We start from the raw sequence: 16,025 nt of genomic DNA, 5'->3' as shown, positions 1-16,025 counted from the left end.
TTTTGTAAAACAAAAAATAATAATGAAGCAGTTTTAGTAGAAAATTCCTCCTTTAAATTAAAAATATTTCAAATTTATTTAAGGTTTTTAGCCCCTAGGATTAAGTTTGCTTACATACGATACTTTTTGATAAACAATATATAAATTGAAGCATACTCAATTAGCGCTATATTGAGAATTATCCTAATAAGAATTTAGAGAATGCAATGAAAATTGGATTTATTGGTGGAATCAATGACGGTATCGTAATCAATGCTGCCGATGGCCTTGATACTTATAAACTTGAATGGCATTACAAAGCAGAAAAACATTGCGAGTCACAACTTACCTTAGGGCTGAATGGACCTGAGTATGATTATTACAATTTATTAATTCTAAGAAAGAATAAAGAAGCTAAACTTTTTTATGTGCTTACCACTATGGAAAAAGAAGAAATAGCAGATAAACTTAATGAATATTGGGAATGTTCGACCTCTGTCGGTTATGATTTTGATGAGTAAACATTCGTGATTTCATATAGCACATGTTCTCTTAATTCGTGATGAAGAGGAACTTTAGGATGTTCGAAGTTTTTAACTTTTTGCATTCCAAGTTTTTTCATGACAGCTTGAGAGGGTGTATTAATCGTAGCGGTAAATGAAACGATTTTATCTAAATTCAGTATATTAAAACCATAATCTAAAACTGCTTTTGCACCTTCTGTTGCATAACCTTGTTTCCAAAATTCTTTTGCAAGTCGCCACCCAATTTCCACACATGGAGAAAAATCAAATTGTTCAGGTTGGCTGTGTAGACCAATAAATCCGATAAATTGATGGGTTTCTTTTAATTCTACTGCCCAAAAGCCCCAACCTTTTTCGTGAATAAGAGATGAAATTTTTTGGATTAAATTAAGGCTTTCTTGGGGCGTTAAGAGATTTGGAAAAAATTGCATAACATCTTGATCTAAGCCCATTGTTATAAATGGCTCAAAATCACTTTCTTTCCACTGTCTTAAAATTAAACGCTTTGTTTCGATCATGAGGTGACTCTTTAATTAAAAATGAGGGGTCAAAGTGGTTTTTGCACAATCTTCTGCAAAATAATCTTGGAATTGATGCTCACTACACCTTTTATTTTATTTAAGGTGTTAATGACGAAATGAGAAAAAGAACTCAAATCTTTGGTCGCAACGTGTAAAACATAATTAGATTCACCAGTAATAATATATGCATTAATGACTTCATCAAAATTTTTGATCTGACTTAAAAAGAAGTTGTGATCATTTTCTGTTAGCTGGGCAAGTTTTATTTCGACGATTGCCTCAATTTTTATACCTAGTTTTTCATAATTAACTTTCGCTTGATATTTTTCAATTACACCATTGCTTTCTAAAATTTTAACACGCCGATGACAAGCTGAAGCCGAAAGGTTAACGAGATCGGCCAGTTCTTGGTTACTTAACCGAGCATTATCTTGTAAATACTTCAGAATTTTTAGGTCGATTGCATCTACATTCATTTTCGAATTCTATCCATGTTTTTTAATTTTAATTCGAATTTTATACGAAAATAGCAAATTTTAATCAAATATTATCGAATAAATCGAAAGAATTGGCGTGATAAAATTCAAATACAAAGGAAATGTTGAAAATAGGTGAAATAACAAATGATTACTCGTGAACAATGCCTCTATTGGGATCAGGAAGATGAACTCAAAAAGTTTAAGGATGAATTTGCACTGCCAAAAAATGTCATTTATTTAGATGGTAATTCTTTAGGTGCAAGACCAAAGAAATCATTAGAGGTTGCTCAGCATATTATTTCAAAAGAGTGGGGCGAGGACCTCATTAATAGTTGGAATAAAGCAGATTGGTGGGGGCTACCGACTAGGCTCGGAGATAAAGTCGCACAGCTTATTGGTACCGAAAAAGGGGAAGTGGTTATTTCAGATTCAACGACCTTAAATTTATTTAAAGTTTTATCGGCAGCGGTAAAAATTCAAGCCGAAAAATTTCCGGAACGTAAAATTATTGTTGCGGAAAAAGATGCCTTCCCAACCGATATTTATATTATTGAAGGCTTTATAGACTTGATTAATCAAGGTTATCAAGTTGAGTTGATTAATGGGGCCGATGATTTGCCTCGTGTTTTGGCAAAAGATGTGGCTGTCGTTGTTCTTTCTCATGTGAATTATCGGACTGGATATTTCTATGATATGGAATCTATTAATCAACAAATTCACGCTAAGGATGCTTTGATTATTTGGGATTTATGTCACTCGGTTGGTGCAGTGCCTATGGATCTTAATCAGAGCAACAGTGATTTTGCGATTGGTTGTACTTATAAATATTTAAATGGCGGCCCAGGTTCTCCAGCATTGTTATGGGTAAATCGAAAGCATCGTGATCAGTTCTGGCAACCTTTATCAGGCTGGTGGGGGCACAAAAAACCATTTGATATGGCTCAGCACTATGAACCAGCTAACAGTATTCGTCGTTATTTGTGTGGAACACAACCTATCATTTCGATGAGTCTAATCGAATGTGGTATCGATATTTTCTTACAAGCTGATATGCAACAAATACGCGAGAAATCCCTCAAATTAACTGATTTGTTTATTCAACTTGTTCAACAAGAATGTCCTCAGTTTGGTTTTGAGCTGATTACACCTTTAAACCATAAATATCGTGGCAGCCATGTCAGTTATAGACATGAGTTTGGTTATGAAATTATTCAGGCGCTTATTGCCCGTGGTGTGATTGGGGATTACCGAGAGCCGGAAGTATTACGTTTTGGAATTACACCTCTATATTTAGGTTTCGAAGATATTTGGAATGCCGTACAGCAACTTAAGCAGATTATGTTGAATAGTGAATGGAAAAATGAGCGTTATCTGGTACGTAGCGAAGTGACCTGATCGTTAAAGGTTAATATCAGAATAATGGCTAGGAGGGCCTATGAGCAGTTTTGATGAAATACAAAATCGAGAAGCGGGTTTACATAAGAAATTATCCGCGAAACAGATGGGAATGATTGCAATTGGTGGAGCGATTGGTACAGGGCTGTTCATGGGAAGCAAGTTTGCAATTAGCTTTGCTGGTCCCGCTGTCATCGTGAGCTATGCCATTGGCGGCTTAATTGCATTTGCTATTATGGCTTGTTTGGCTGAGATGACAGTTCAGCATCCTACGTCAGGCTCATTTGGAGCATATGCTGAGCATTATGTAAGTCCTCTTGCTGGGTTTTTAGTCCGTTATTGCTATTGGGCATGTATTGTATTAGCGGTCGGTACAGAAATTACAGCAGTAGCTGACTATATGAAATTATGGTTTCCGCATATAGGTTCTTGGGTCTGGATAGCTTTTTTCTCGCTGACTTTGCTTGTGGTTAATGCATATAGTGTTAAAGCTTTTGGTTTGGTTGAATATTGGTTTTCGACAATAAAAGTCTTTGCAATTATTGTATTTATTCTTTTAGCAATTGGCATTCTGACCCAAAGTCATGGAGGAACAGAACAGGTTCTCTCTAATTTAACCGAGCATGGTGGCTTTTTTCCTCATGGTTTTAGTGGGGTCTGGATTGGGGTAATCATTTCAATATTTAGTTATTTAAGTATTGAAATGATCGCTGTTGCGGCTGGTGAGGCTAAAGATCCGGAAAGAGCCGTTAAGAAAGCGTTTAAAAGTACTGCAATTCGCTTAATCCTATTTTATTTACTGTCTTTATTTCTGATTGTGGCACTTGTTCCTTGGACAACTTTAATTGGAGCCGATGCGACCAGCCCTTTTGTGATGGTAATGAAAATTGTAGGCATTCCATATGCGGACAGTATTTTAAATTTTATTGTAATTGTCGCGGCCTTATCAGCCATGAATAGTATGTTGTATATCTCAACACGTATGCTATTTAGCTTGTCACGCGCAGGTGATGCACCAAAACTATTTGGTCGTATTAGTCATAATGGCGTACCAATTAACGCGTTGTTATTGTCAGCAGTGGGTATTGGTATTGCGAGTATTATCTATACAATTAACCCAGCTTCTGCTTTCCCAATCATGATTGCTCTTTCTATGTTTGGCGCATTGTTCACTTGGGGCAGTATTTTCATTACCCATATGTTTTTTAGAAGGAATATTGCGCGAAAAGGAGAGGAGTTAAAGTTTAAGGTTCCAGCGAGTCAGTTAATTTCACTGTTGGGGTTAATTGCAATTTTAAGCATCACAATCACCACATGGTTTACCAATGAATTCAAGTCAACTTTACAATTTGGAGTTCCATTAGTTGTTGTTCTTACGGTTTTCTACTATTTAAAGCGGTCATCAGCCAAGCTTGCTTTAAATGCTCATGAAGAATCATTGAAGTGAGAGACCTATGAGACCATATGACAATGCTAGAACTGTGACGAATGAACCTGAGACATTGGCAGAATTTCAACGAAAAAGTTTACTTAGCTACCAAGAATATACTCATAGTAGAGATATCCAATATGGCAAACACCCAAGGTCAACCTTAGATTTATTTCCCTTAGAGCAAGCCAAAAAGACTATGATTTTTATTCATGGTGGCTATTGGCAATGGTGTGACAAATCAGATTTTGCATTTATCGTACCGTATGTTCTAGCAAAAGGAGCACAGTGTGTCCTTTTAGAATATGATCTAGCCCCACAAAGCAAAATTTCAGATATTGCTTCTCAAGTTCTTCAAGCTCTCGATTTTATTCGAGAGCAATATTGGAGAACCGACGAGGTTATTCTAGTTGGGCATTCAGCAGGAGCACATCTTGCTGCTTTGTCATTAGATCATCCACTCATATCTGAGATGGTTTTGCTAAGTGGAATTTATGATTTGGACCCTATACAAAGTACCCATTTAAATCATGCTCTCAATCTTTCAAGCGAAGATATCTTAAAATATAGTCCTATTTATCACAGTGATCGAATTCCTATTCCATGTTCAATTTTATGTGGTGAACTTGAGCTCGAAGAATTGAAATGGCAAAGCCAAAATTATTTTGAAATAAAAAAAGACCAAGATTTTGTTTCTTTTAAGCTTATTCCTAAAACTAATCATTATTCTATTTTAGAATACTATTTTAAGTCGATATTAGTTTAAGCAGTCGAATTAGAATATATACAATGTGATTGTATGAGTAATTAATTTTATAGAAAGATAAAGTGTGAGGTGAATCACATCTTAACCTATTTTTTTATAGAAATTATTTATTGTTGTTGACCTAACAGTGGAACTTAATTAGATTAAAGAGATAGTGCTTTCTCACTAAACAATAAATTGTTTAGCTGTTGTTTAGCTGTTGTTTAGTTGAGTTTTTAAGTCCGTAGCTTCCCAAGATGCGGACTTTTTTATTTTATATATTTTCTTGTAACTGCTTTATATCTAACATAGGTCTGTAAAATAATAAGAACTAAATACTAAGTTAAATATCTTTTGAAATTAATAACTATCTAAAAATTTTTCATTTTAAAGAATAAAGTAATCGGATTGATCAGAAATAGTGTAGAGATGCATTTCTATTCTTCATAAATTTGTCATATACGGTTGATAAATTAAAAGAATAAAAAATATAGAGTTAGGGTGGATAACTAAATGATTTTATTTTTTCGCGTACATGAATTGTTTTTTTATAGAAGAGTCTTTATGAAAGTACAATATTTTGAAGGTGGTATGTACGAACATATGTGTCCAGGTTGCGGATACCTTCATTATATTCCTGTACATTATCCGTTTTCGAATGGGAGTCAGTGGATTTTTAATGGGAACTTTGAAAAACCAACATTTGATCCAAGCATCAGTATGAATGGTTATTGCAATTACTTTATTAAAGATGGATTCATTGAGTACAGTTCCGATTGCAAACATCGCTTAGCAGGATGTAAGGTCGAGTTGCCAGAACTAAAATTAAAATTTATATAATATTTATTATAACCATACTTTTTTGATTTTGCTCAATAGTCAAGTAATAGATCTTTTGAAATATATTTTTACGCATTTTGTACTGAACTTTTATAGTTAAAAAAATTGTAAATGTCTTTTTGTTGCAGATTAAAGAAAATCTTGAAATAATTTTTATAACTTATCTTTTGTTATATATGTATGGATATCTGGAAGTTTTTAAGAAGCTTTAATACTGTTGGCACATATCTTATTATTTTTATTTTCATATTGTTTGTCATGGTTATATATTTTTACATTATTAATCCTGTGTAATTTTATGTGGTGATAATCTGGATTTTACACTTAGTTCTAAGTATTTTATTTTTATAATTGAAAAATATAGTATTTTATAAATTAAAGTTCTTCATAGTTTTTTTTGTATAATATTATTTAATTTATTTGAGATTGGATGTGGGATTGCTTGTAAGGTTGTCTGAAAAATAAGTAAAATAAAAATAAATCTTATTAAATTGATATTTTGTTAAGTGGGTACCTTTTTATTAATAATGATTGATATGTGATTTTTAATAGGTTTAAAGGTCGCACATAAAATATCCTTGTTTATAAGCCTATTTTTAATTACAGCTTCTAACTTTTATCTTTGATTAATATATATTTTATGTTTGGAATTGTCTCCTTAACTATCAATGACTTCGTTAATAACTGTGTATTTAACTTATTTTTTATTTCAAAATGATAAAGATATAAAGCGAGTAGAGTAGTTAAAAATATATAAGTCGTAAATTAAAGTTACTCATCTTAAAGAGACCTTGCGTCAGTATTCATCCATCTTGAATAGCATACTTTTATGCAACAGAGCCTTTCAGAAATTTAGATTTTAATAGATTTGTTATTCATCATAATACAAATCATATAGAGAACTCGTACAAACCAGTAAGTAAAGGTTTAAAAATTCTCGGAAAATTTTGACAATTTATAAGGTGAACACATGAATAAACATTTATTGGCTAAAATTACTTTATTAGGCGCTGCTCAGCTAGTTACACTCTCAGCATTTGCTGATGTTCCTCTAACTCCATCTCAATTTGCTAAAGCGAAATCGGAAAACTTTGACAAGAAAGTTATTCTATCTAATTTAAATAAGCCACATGCTTTGTTGTGGGGGCCTGATAATCAAATTTGGTTAACAGAGCGCGCAACAGGTAAGATTCTAAGAGTTAATCCAGAGTCGGGCAGTGTAAAAACAGTTTTTCAGGTGCCTGAGATTGTAAATGATGCCGATGGACAAAATGGTTTGTTAGGCTTTGCCTTCCATCCTAACTTTAAAAATAACCCTTATATTTATATTTCAGGTACATTTAAAAATCCGAAATCTACAGATAAAGAATTACCGAATCAAACGATTATCCGTCGATATACCTATAACAAAGCAACAGATACACTTGAAAAGCCAGTCGATTTATTAGCAGGATTACCTTCATCGAAAGACCATCAGTCAGGTCGTCTTGTAATTGGTCCAGATCAAAAGATTTACTATACGATTGGTGACCAAGGACGTAACCAGCTTGCTTATTTGTTCTTGCCAAATCAAGCACAGCATACGCCGACTCAACAAGAAGTGAGTAGCAAAGACTATCATACCTACATGGGTAAAGTACTACGCTTAAATCTTGATGGAAGTATTCCAAAAGATAATCCAAATTTTAACGGGGTAGTTAGCCATATTTATACGCTTGGACACCGTAATCCTCAGGGCTTAGCATTCACTCCAAATGGTAAACTGTTGCAATCTGAACAAGGTCCAAACTCTGACGATGAAATTAACCTCATAGTTAAAGGTGGTAACTATGGTTGGCCAAATGTAGCTGGTTACAAAGATGACAGCGGCTATGCCTATGCAAATTATTCGGCAGCAACTAATAAGTCACAAATTAAAGATTTAGGGCAAAACGGAGTAAAAGTAGCGACAGGTGTACCTGTGATGAAAGAGTCTGAATGGACTGGTAAAAACTTTGTACCGCCGTTAAAAACTTTATATACCGTTCAAGATACCTACAATTATAATGACCCAACTTGTGGAGATATGACCTACATTTGCTGGCCAACAGTTGCGCCGTCATCTGCGTATGTCTATAAGGGCGGCAAAAAAGCAATTTCTGGTTGGGAAAATACATTATTGGTTCCCTCTTTAAAACGCGGTGTTATTTTCCGTATTAAGTTAGATCCAACTTACAGTACAACTTATGATGATGCTATCCCAATGTTTAAGAGCAACAACCGTTATCGTGACGTGATTGCAAGTCCAGATGGGAATGTCTTATACGTGTTGACTGATACAGCCGGAAATGTCCAAAAAGATGACGGCTCTGTAACGAACACATTAGAAAACCCTGGGTCTCTGATTAGATTTACATATAAGGCTCAGTAACACCGGCTATTAAAAAACCGATCTATATAAGATCGGTTTTTTTTAGCTTAAGAAAAACTATTCAGTTACGACTAATACCGGTAAATGAATTTCTCCTAAAAGAGCTTGAGTTACACTTCCTAAGAAGAACTTTTTAAACCCTTTTCGACCATGAGAACCAATAACTAATAGGTCTGCTTTGAGTTCAGTCGCTGCTTTAATAATTTCTGTGTGAATTGTTTGACCCTCAACAATTTTTGTTTCAACAGAAATTCCATGTTGGCTAAATTGTTCTTTCGCTTGGTCTAAAATACCCTGAATAGACGCTCTAGCTTTATTAAAATAATCCTGTGCTAATTCTGTACTATCAATAAACTCTACAGAAATAAAAGGATCTATAGTAAGCGCATATACGAGAGTCACTTTACTACCAAAGGCTTTAGCAAGTGCTGCTGCGTGATTGACAGCAATGAGTGAAGTAGGAGAACCATCGACTGGAACTAAGATATGGTGATAACTCATATATTGCTCCTTATTACCCTATGATAATGTAGGGTGCCAAAACACCAATTTATTATCTTTGTGCTTATATTATGAACAATTTTCGAAAGATTATTGTTTATTTTTAGTATGGGGAAAGATGAGAAATTTTATTTTAAAGCATTGTAATGACTTACTAAGTAAGGTTGATTCTGTTTAAGTATTGAAATGACTTGATTGGCATCTATAGCAGATTCAAACAAGAATCCTTGACCTATACTATAGCCAAATTGTCGAAGTAGCTCTTCTTGTTCCGGAGTTTCAATTCCTTCTGCAATAAGCCCCAGTGATAAATTTGGAGCGAGCAATCCAATTGCTTGAACAATCGCATAAATTGATGGGTCATGCTGCATCTTTTGTATAAAACTACAGTCTACTTTTAAACTATCAATTGGATAGTCACGGATATGGGTAAGTGATGAAAAACCTGTACCAAAATCATCTAACGCAATATGTACACCAAGTTGTTTTAATTTGTTAAGTGCACGGATCACATACTCTGAACCTCGGTCGCCTAGCATATGTTCGGTGACTTCTACTTCAATATAATGTGTTGGAATTTGAAATTGATTGATCTTTTTCAAGAGCCGCTCAGCATAGTTGTCTCTTAAAAACTCAACAGGTGCGGCATTGAGTGAAACAGGAAGAGGTTTAATACCAAGATCTATCCATTTTGCGATATCACGTAAAACTTGATGTTGCATTGTTTCACCGATTTTACTCGCTAAATTATAATCTTTAAAAGCTTCTGCAATTTGTGACGGATAACCCCTTTGAGCTGAAGTTGTATGCCATCGTAATAAAGCTTCAAAACCTACAACACGATGAGTTTTTAAATCGACTTTAGGTTGATAATAGGGCTGGATGGTATGATGACGAATAAGCTGACGTGCTAAATTAAGCTGAGAGGCCACAGTCTCGGTCATTTGCATCATGCATGGATCATACATGCGAATGCCACCGCGACCACGCGCTTTTAAGTCATGCAATGCCATATCTGCACAACTAAGTAAACCTGATTGATCTACGGCATCTTGAGGATAGATTGAACAACCAATACTCATTCCACCATTTAAAACATTACCCAAATAAGTAATCGGCTGATTTAACTGTTGAAGTAAAATAGCTGCTAGCTCGCGTACATCATTTTCAGATTTAAGGTTATTAATAATAACCGCAAATTCATCACCACCTAGTCGTGCAACAAAGCATTTTTCATCATCAACACAATGACTAAACCGTTTGGATAAGACTTTTAAAAGATGGTCGCCTGCGCTATGCCCCAAAGTGTCATTAATATGCTTAAAATGATCAAGATCAATTAATAGTAAACCCACACTTGTTTGGCTATCTTTTGAATATGCAAGGGTACGTTTAAGTTGAAATTTAAATGAACGCCGATTACATAATCCGGTCAGTTCATCTCGTTCACTTATATTTCTAAGCTGATTTTCTGTCAAATGCTGCTGAGTAACGTTACGTGATACACAAAGTATTTGTATGATTTCCCCATTTTCCCGATGAATTGGGGTCAACATATTATCCCAATATTCGGGGTCCTGATCTGGTAAACAGCTCATTCCAGCGAATCTGGCAACTTTGCCTTGAAGGGCTTTTTTTAAAGCGACACGTCCACGTTTACGGATATGAGGTGGCAAAAGCTCAAGCCATTTCATCCCAAATTTTGTTTCATCGACAGGGACACCTAAAGCGAGGCATCCTGATTTATTCATATGAGAAACTGTGCCATCTACATTTAGTACCTTAATGCAATCTACACTGATGTCTAACATTTGATTTTGTATTTCAATATTCTTTTGCAAGTTTTGTTGCTCTTGAATATCGTGATCAATATCTAAAAAGCTGACATACCATTCACTCGCTAGAGAAGAGCCGCGATATTTGGAGGCTTGAATGGAAAGTTTGCACCATCTATATTGATTGCCACTTTGTAAAAGTCGGCATTTTAATTCTATTCTTTTTTGCAGGCGAATTGCTTCGAGCCATCTATTCTTGACTTCGTCTAAATCGACAGGAGATATAAAATCTAACCATTGCTGAGGTAATGGAGAAAAAGTATCCTGCCAATATTCTGTACACTCTACATTACAATATAATATCAAGCCATTTTCATCACTTACCCAAGTCGGTAGTGGAATTTGCTCAACAATAAAATGCTTTTGGGTGTTGTTCGACATTGAAGTCATAACATGCCTAGAAAGATTGTATGGGGGCTAATCTATTAATTAGCCATTATTGTAATCTTTCTGTAGTAATCAAAACAGCAATAAATAAATTCTGCCTGTATTTTTTTTGATCTAAAATGGAAGTTTAAAATATATTATATACTTAAAATTTAATTTATGTTTTTGTTATTTATTGATTTTTATCTGTGTTAAGTTAAAAAAAGATTTATGCTTATTTTTGTAAAAAACTTATTAAAACAGAAGCTTATAATTATCTTTATAAATTTATCTTAATAGAAAAAATGAAAGTAAATTATAAAAAGATACGGAGTAAATTGAAATAGTTAAACTTTTAATAAAACAAAATTTAACCATAATATATTAAAAGAGGGAAATTTTAAAAAGGCTAAATAAATACAATAACCACTATTAAGTTTACAAAAGTAATATAAAATAAAGGCTTATATTATCGTAAAATTCTTCTCATCAAGAAGGATATATATTTCCTTTTTGTGCATTTTATAGCCTACATTTTCCCCAAGATGTAGGTTTTTTTTATCCTTAATTTTTTATTTTATAATCTTTAAATATTAAAAATAAAAAAAAGCCAAATGGCTTTTTTATACAGTTTCAGGTTTTTTCAACTCTTGTTGAATATAAAGATTCATATAATATTGTTCAATATAATCATCAGCATAGTTGTTTGCTAAGGTTTTTGTTGCCACTTGTTCATGTTTTAAATAGCAGCTTGATTCAAGGTCTTTTTCAAGTACCCACCATTGACGGTTAATACGACGCACTTGAAACTTGTCACTTTTGTATTTTCTTTTAGCCATTTTCAAAAATTTGCTATGCAGTTGTTGAAGAAGAATTTCTACTGGAGTTATGGGCTCAAGTCAACAGATAAGAGGTTAATTGCTTATTTTATGTGAGGGTTGTTTCTATCCATACTTTGATGAGGCATTAAAATAGAAAAAGCTCTCGTAAAAAGAGCTTAATTTTTATTTACTATAAGACATCTATTTCATATTAACGAGAAAGATTCTTTAAAAGTAATTTTAAACTTTCCATCATTTTTTCTAATTGCAAAGGGGTAATACCTTCGAAAGATTGTTCGAGTACTACGCTAGTTAGATCATTAATCTTATTGATCATTTCAGTACCTTTGTCTGTAAGTACTACGCGAGTAATTCGACCATCAGTCTGGCAAGAATAAGTTTCTACCAAACCTTCATCTTTTAAACGATAAACAATCTTGGTGGTCGTCGACATTTTTGAAATAATCATATCTGAAAGTTCAGAAACACTTGCATGGGGCTTACTACTTAAAGCCAACATAATGCGTCGACGTGAGTTATCTAAACCATATTTTTTTAACGCATTATCAATGTTTTGTACATATTGGGCATGTACTTGAGTAATCCAATAATATGGAAAATCTTCAAGAGTAAAAGATTCTGTTGTAGGTAAAAAACGCGCATACTTCTTTGTCATTGACTTTTCCCCATACCTTGGTGGATCGCATTTCTGGTGAACTATCTTTAATAGTTGAAAAATATAGTTTCATCAAGCAAGTTATATCAGGACTTTACTTGGTGAGCAAAATTTATATAGCTAAATTTAACAATGACATGGTTTAAAGGACCTTGTCTTGATAAGTTTTTCTATACTTTGCACAAACTAAAAATACTCTTCTTCTATAGTCAAAGTTTGTTGAAAGTTAATGTGACTTGATGAGTCATAATCATTAGTTTCCTAAAATCTTTGAACAGATATACAAGATTGCATCTAGGCTTGCTTGATCGTTAATTGAACGATACTGGATTACAAGCGCATCGTAGAAAAAAAATTATGATTTGAACGTGGCATTGAACGAGATAGTTTTTGTCTCTAAAGTCATAATTATGAAAAATCAAGATATTTAAATAATAAATATTTATAAATATCAAAAACTTGATTTGTTTTGGGATTGGTGGAATTTACCATACATTTAACATGAATCATCTATTATTTAGTGAAATAAATTTGATTTATTTATTAACTCATTGATTGTTATGTATAAAATTAAATAACTGGTGGAAAGATTAACCATATTTTTTTAGTTTTTTTGTCTATAAATTATATTTTTAAGAGTTTTTACTCATGCTACTCATCTTCTAAATCACACATAGGTTCAGTTTAACAATAAAGTTGGAAGAGGAAGTGCTAGCGCAGCTTATTAGTAACAGTTATTTAGATTAAATTATGCGAGTAGCGTAAAGTGGGTAATTGAAAGGTTTTATTTGTTGAAACATATGAAATGTAAAAAAGGGAGAATTTCTATTCTCCCTTTTTTAATTATGCAGTGGTCACAACTTTTTCTTCTATTTTTTTCTTAACAATCGCATAGCTTATGCCTGTAACGATACTACCTGCTGCAATAGCCGCGAGATATAACCAAGCATGATTAATCGCATTGGGAATTAAAAGGACAAATACGCCGCCATGAGGAGTAACTAATTCGCAATGGAATAATGCAACAAGTGCTCCAGTCACAGCCCCACCTAAAATACAAGTTGGAATAACACGCATTGGGTCTTTAGCAGCAAAAGGAATAGCCCCCTCTGAAATAAAACATAACCCTAATACAAAAGCGGCTTTTCCAGCATCTTTCTCTCCTGTACTAAATTTATTTTTAGCCACGAACGTCGCAATAGCCATACCAATTGCAGGGACCATACCGCCTGCCATTGTTGCTGCCATTGGCATATAGGTATTTGTGGTAAGTAACCCGACAGTAAAAGCGTAGGCTGCCTTATTAATTGGACCTCCTAAATCGATACACATCATGCTTGCTAATATAATTCCCATTAACACAGCATTTGTTGTACCCATGTTATTTAAGAAGTCTTTCATTAGCTCAAAAATATGTGCTACAGGTTGTCCAACCACATAGAACATAATGAGACCGACAAATAATGTACCTAATAATGGAATAATTAAAATCGGTTTAAGTGCCTCTAAACTGGTAGGGAGTTTAAGTTTTTTAGCAATAAATAGTGCGATATAACCCGCAAGAAAACCTGAAACAATACCGCCTAAAAAACCTGCTTGTAGTTGAGAGGCGAGTAACCCTCCAATTAGACCAGGTGCAAGACCAGGGCGATCAGCAATTGAGTAGGCAATATAACCTGATAACATTGGGACCATGAGCATAAATGCAGCAGCACCAATTTGTTTTAATATGGCGGGTAAGCTACCTGCTTGTTCAGCAGCATTTAAGCCAAAGCATAAGGAGAGAGCAATTAACAGACCTCCAGCCACCACCATAGGCAGCATAAAAGAAACACCAGTTAAGAGATGTTTATATACGCCCACCTTTTCGGTTTTATCTTTGTTCTCGGCTGATGCTTGTTGCTTACCTTGTTCTAAAACTTGTGCATTACTGATTGCTTCAGCAAAGGCTTTATCTGTTTGCTTTAGAGCAAAACCTGTACCACACCGATAAACACGCTTACCTACAAAACGGTCTGTGTTAACTTCAATGTCAGTGGCAAGAATCACAATGTCTGCTTCAGCAATAGCTTGAGCTGATAAAATATTTTTTGCACCAACAGAACCTTGTGTTTCTACTTCAATCTCATACCCAAGCTTTTCTGCACCTTGTTGTAAAGCTTCAGCAGCCATAAAAGTATGTGCAACACCCGTAGGACACGCAGTGATTGCTACAAACTTTTTAGCAGTAGTTACTGCCAAGATATTATCACTTAGCCAATCTTGAGCTGGCTTAAAGTGATCTAAGGCAGTTTGGAAAGCTGTGTGAGCATCATTTTTTATCTCTTCAATGCTAATGAAAGATAATGGATGTGTACCAAAACTATTAAGATCTTTCGGGCGTTGTCCAACAACAATAACTTGATCAAAGTTTTCACTTATTTCAAATTCATCAAGCGAAATAATGTTGTTCGGATAACCCTGTTGAGATGCAACCTGTGAAAGTTTCCGAGCTAAAATCAAAGCATTGACTTGCTGTTGCGGACTATTAATGACAAATAATAAATGTTTAGCAGTTAGCATCAGATTCACTCAATGAATTGATTGTAGTTTGGGCTTTTAACTGGTTTAGCGTTTCGGCATTGGGAATACGAAAGCCAATTTGTGTGACAGCATGGCTTGCGATTGCAGTAGCAGTTTTTAATGTTTCTTCATCAGAGAAGCCATTTATTAAGCCATGAATCATGCCTGCTAAAAGAGAGTCACCTGCACCAACGGTACTTTTAACGATCACTTTAGGGGCTTGGGCATGAAGCGGGTGAGTGTCGTGTAGCCAGTTTACTCCGTCTTCGCCCATCGAAATAACGACATGCTCAATTTTAGCTAAGTTTTCAAAAAGCTTTTTTTGTTCAGAATAAGTCGCGGCAGGAAGTTGATAACTTTCTACTAACTCATCTGTATTTGGTTTAATCATCCATGGTTGGCATTCAATTGCAGCGACCAATGCTTTACCACTTGTATCTAGTGCAACTTTTTTCCCTTGCTGTTGAATGAGCTTAATAAGTTGCTGTAATTCATCAACACTGAAACCTTGTGGAAGGCTCCCGGCAATTGCAACTACATCTACTTGTGGCAAAATCATTTCGATTTTTTGAAAGAGGTTCTTTTTATCTAGTTCAGAAACTAAGAAACCTTTTCCATTTAAATCGGTCATACGCCCAGAATGTTCAGCAATTTTTATATTTTGACGAGTCTCGCCTTCAATATAAATAAACTCAGGTTGGAATTGAGCTTCTTTAAAATGGTCATCAAAAATTTGTTTGTTCGTCGTTCCTAGAAAGCCAGAAACAATAACTTCATGCCCCAAATCTTTTAAAACTTGTGCAATATTTAATCCTTTGCCTGCTGCATGTATTTCTACATATTCTTGGCGATTTACCTCGCCAATGTGTAACTCATTGAGTTGTATCGTTACATCAATTGCAGGATTTAAAGTAATTGTTAAAACTTTAGCCATTACTGTTC

The 16,025-nt window shown here is 34.3% G+C and carries 15 protein-coding genes; 7 read left to right on the top strand and 8 right to left on the bottom strand.

Annotation, left to right across the window (positions count from 1 at the left end; genetic code table 11):
* The first annotated feature begins 206 nt into the window (after positions 1-206).
* Complete coding sequence (locus WA249_RS10075; protein ID WP_336168395.1) at positions 207-500, top strand: hypothetical protein; 294 nt, start codon at positions 207-209, stop codon at positions 498-500.
* Here WA249_RS10075 and WA249_RS10070 read toward each other — a convergent pair.
* Both WA249_RS10070 and gigD read right to left on the bottom strand, forming a co-directional pair.
* Complete coding sequence (locus tag WA249_RS10070; protein WP_336168393.1) at positions 482-1,021, bottom strand: GNAT family N-acetyltransferase; 540 nt, start codon at positions 1,019-1,021, stop codon at positions 482-484. The genes WA249_RS10075 and WA249_RS10070 overlap by 19 nt on opposite strands.
* Positions 1,022-1,050: 29 nt before the next feature.
* Positions 1,051-1,500, bottom strand: coding sequence for an Lrp/AsnC family transcriptional regulator GigD (gene gigD / locus WA249_RS10065; protein ID WP_004791887.1), 450 nt, complete (start codon positions 1,498-1,500; stop codon positions 1,051-1,053).
* 147 nt (positions 1,501-1,647) lie between these two features.
* On the opposite strand from gigD, the gene kynU reads away from it, so the two are divergent.
* From kynU to WA249_RS10035, 6 genes are all read left to right on the top strand, one after another.
* Complete coding sequence (gene kynU, locus WA249_RS10060) at positions 1,648-2,898, top strand: kynureninase (RefSeq protein WP_336168391.1); 1,251 nt, start codon at positions 1,648-1,650, stop codon at positions 2,896-2,898.
* 40 nt (positions 2,899-2,938) lie between these two features.
* Entirely contained in the window at positions 2,939-4,345 is a 1,407-nt protein-coding gene (locus WA249_RS10055) for an amino acid permease (RefSeq protein ID WP_336168389.1), read from the top strand.
* Between the two features lie 7 nt (positions 4,346-4,352).
* Positions 4,353-5,093, top strand: coding sequence for an alpha/beta hydrolase (locus tag WA249_RS10050; RefSeq protein WP_336168387.1), 741 nt, complete (start codon positions 4,353-4,355; stop codon positions 5,091-5,093).
* 543 nt (positions 5,094-5,636) lie between these two features.
* Entirely contained in the window at positions 5,637-5,912 is a 276-nt protein-coding gene (locus WA249_RS10045) for a DUF6527 family protein (protein WP_336168385.1), read from the top strand.
* 180 nt (positions 5,913-6,092) lie between these two features.
* A complete protein-coding gene (locus WA249_RS10040) occupies positions 6,093-6,206 on the top strand; it encodes a hypothetical protein (RefSeq protein ID WP_336168384.1) in 114 nt (37 codons plus the stop codon).
* A 676-nt stretch (positions 6,207-6,882) separates the two neighbouring features.
* A complete protein-coding gene (locus WA249_RS10035) occupies positions 6,883-8,322 on the top strand; it encodes a glucose/sorbosone family PQQ-dependent dehydrogenase (protein ID WP_336168382.1) in 1,440 nt (479 codons plus the stop codon).
* A gap of 57 nt (positions 8,323-8,379) precedes the next feature.
* Here WA249_RS10035 and WA249_RS10030 read toward each other — a convergent pair whose 3' ends face one another.
* The 6 genes from WA249_RS10030 to pfkB form a co-directional block, all read right to left on the bottom strand.
* On the bottom strand, positions 8,380-8,823 hold the full coding sequence (locus tag WA249_RS10030; RefSeq protein ID WP_005046644.1) for a universal stress protein: 444 nt from the start codon (positions 8,821-8,823) through the stop codon (positions 8,380-8,382).
* Between the two features lie 128 nt (positions 8,824-8,951).
* A complete protein-coding gene (locus WA249_RS10025; RefSeq protein ID WP_336168379.1) occupies positions 8,952-11,048 on the bottom strand; it encodes a sensor domain-containing protein in 2,097 nt (698 codons plus the stop codon).
* Between the two features lie 599 nt (positions 11,049-11,647).
* The gene (locus WA249_RS10020; RefSeq protein WP_336168377.1) at positions 11,648-11,863 is read right to left on the bottom strand and encodes a hypothetical protein; all 216 of its coding nucleotides are present in this window, start codon (positions 11,861-11,863) and stop codon (positions 11,648-11,650) included.
* Between the two features lie 193 nt (positions 11,864-12,056).
* A complete protein-coding gene (locus WA249_RS10015; protein WP_004791909.1) occupies positions 12,057-12,521 on the bottom strand; it encodes a MarR family winged helix-turn-helix transcriptional regulator in 465 nt (154 codons plus the stop codon).
* 843 nt (positions 12,522-13,364) lie between these two features.
* Entirely contained in the window at positions 13,365-15,083 is a 1,719-nt protein-coding gene (locus tag WA249_RS10010) for a fructose-specific PTS transporter subunit EIIC (RefSeq protein WP_336168375.1), read from the bottom strand.
* A complete protein-coding gene (gene pfkB, locus WA249_RS10005) occupies positions 15,070-16,017 on the bottom strand; it encodes a 1-phosphofructokinase (RefSeq protein ID WP_336168373.1) in 948 nt (315 codons plus the stop codon). The genes WA249_RS10010 and pfkB overlap by 14 nt, the downstream gene beginning before the upstream one ends.
* Positions 16,018-16,025: the final 8 nt, after the last annotated feature.

Origin of the sequence: Acinetobacter sp. 161(2023) (genome assembly GCF_037027805.1) — a bacterium.
GTDB lineage: Bacteria > Pseudomonadota > Gammaproteobacteria > Pseudomonadales > Moraxellaceae > Acinetobacter.
Note: the sequence above shows the minus strand (reverse complement) of the source record. Positions and strands in the feature narration are given on the sequence as shown.

What these genes read in the sequence shown, in the direction of transcription:
- WA249_RS10055 (WP_336168389.1), top strand. Translation starts at nt 2,939, where the DNA reads ATGAGCAGTTTTGATGAAATACAAAATCGAGAAGCGGGTTTACATAAG.
- WA249_RS10045 (WP_336168385.1), top strand. Translation starts at nt 5,637, where the DNA reads ATGAAAGTACAATATTTTGAAGGTGGTATGTACGAACATATGTGTCCA.
- WA249_RS10050 (WP_336168387.1), top strand. Translation starts at nt 4,353, where the DNA reads ATGAGACCATATGACAATGCTAGAACTGTGACGAATGAACCTGAGACA.
- WA249_RS10070 (WP_336168393.1), bottom strand. Translation starts at nt 1,021, where the DNA reads ATGATCGAAACAAAGCGTTTAATTTTAAGACAGTGGAAAGAAAGTGAT.
- WA249_RS10020 (WP_336168377.1), bottom strand. Translation starts at nt 11,863, where the DNA reads ATGGCTAAAAGAAAATACAAAAGTGACAAGTTTCAAGTGCGTCGTATT.
- WA249_RS10075 (WP_336168395.1), top strand. Translation starts at nt 207, where the DNA reads ATGAAAATTGGATTTATTGGTGGAATCAATGACGGTATCGTAATCAAT.
- WA249_RS10010 (WP_336168375.1), bottom strand. Translation starts at nt 15,083, where the DNA reads ATGCTAACTGCTAAACATTTATTATTTGTCATTAATAGTCCGCAACAG.
- kynU (WP_336168391.1), top strand. Translation starts at nt 1,648, where the DNA reads ATGATTACTCGTGAACAATGCCTCTATTGGGATCAGGAAGATGAACTC.
- gigD (WP_004791887.1), bottom strand. Translation starts at nt 1,500, where the DNA reads ATGAATGTAGATGCAATCGACCTAAAAATTCTGAAGTATTTACAAGAT.
- WA249_RS10015 (WP_004791909.1), bottom strand. Translation starts at nt 12,521, where the DNA reads ATGACAAAGAAGTATGCGCGTTTTTTACCTACAACAGAATCTTTTACT.
- WA249_RS10030 (WP_005046644.1), bottom strand. Translation starts at nt 8,823, where the DNA reads ATGAGTTATCACCATATCTTAGTTCCAGTCGATGGTTCTCCTACTTCA.
- WA249_RS10040 (WP_336168384.1), top strand. Translation starts at nt 6,093, where the DNA reads ATGGATATCTGGAAGTTTTTAAGAAGCTTTAATACTGTTGGCACATAT.
- WA249_RS10035 (WP_336168382.1), top strand. Translation starts at nt 6,883, where the DNA reads ATGAATAAACATTTATTGGCTAAAATTACTTTATTAGGCGCTGCTCAG.
- pfkB (WP_336168373.1), bottom strand. Translation starts at nt 16,017, where the DNA reads ATGGCTAAAGTTTTAACAATTACTTTAAATCCTGCAATTGATGTAACG.
- WA249_RS10025 (WP_336168379.1), bottom strand. Translation starts at nt 11,048, where the DNA reads ATGACTTCAATGTCGAACAACACCCAAAAGCATTTTATTGTTGAGCAA.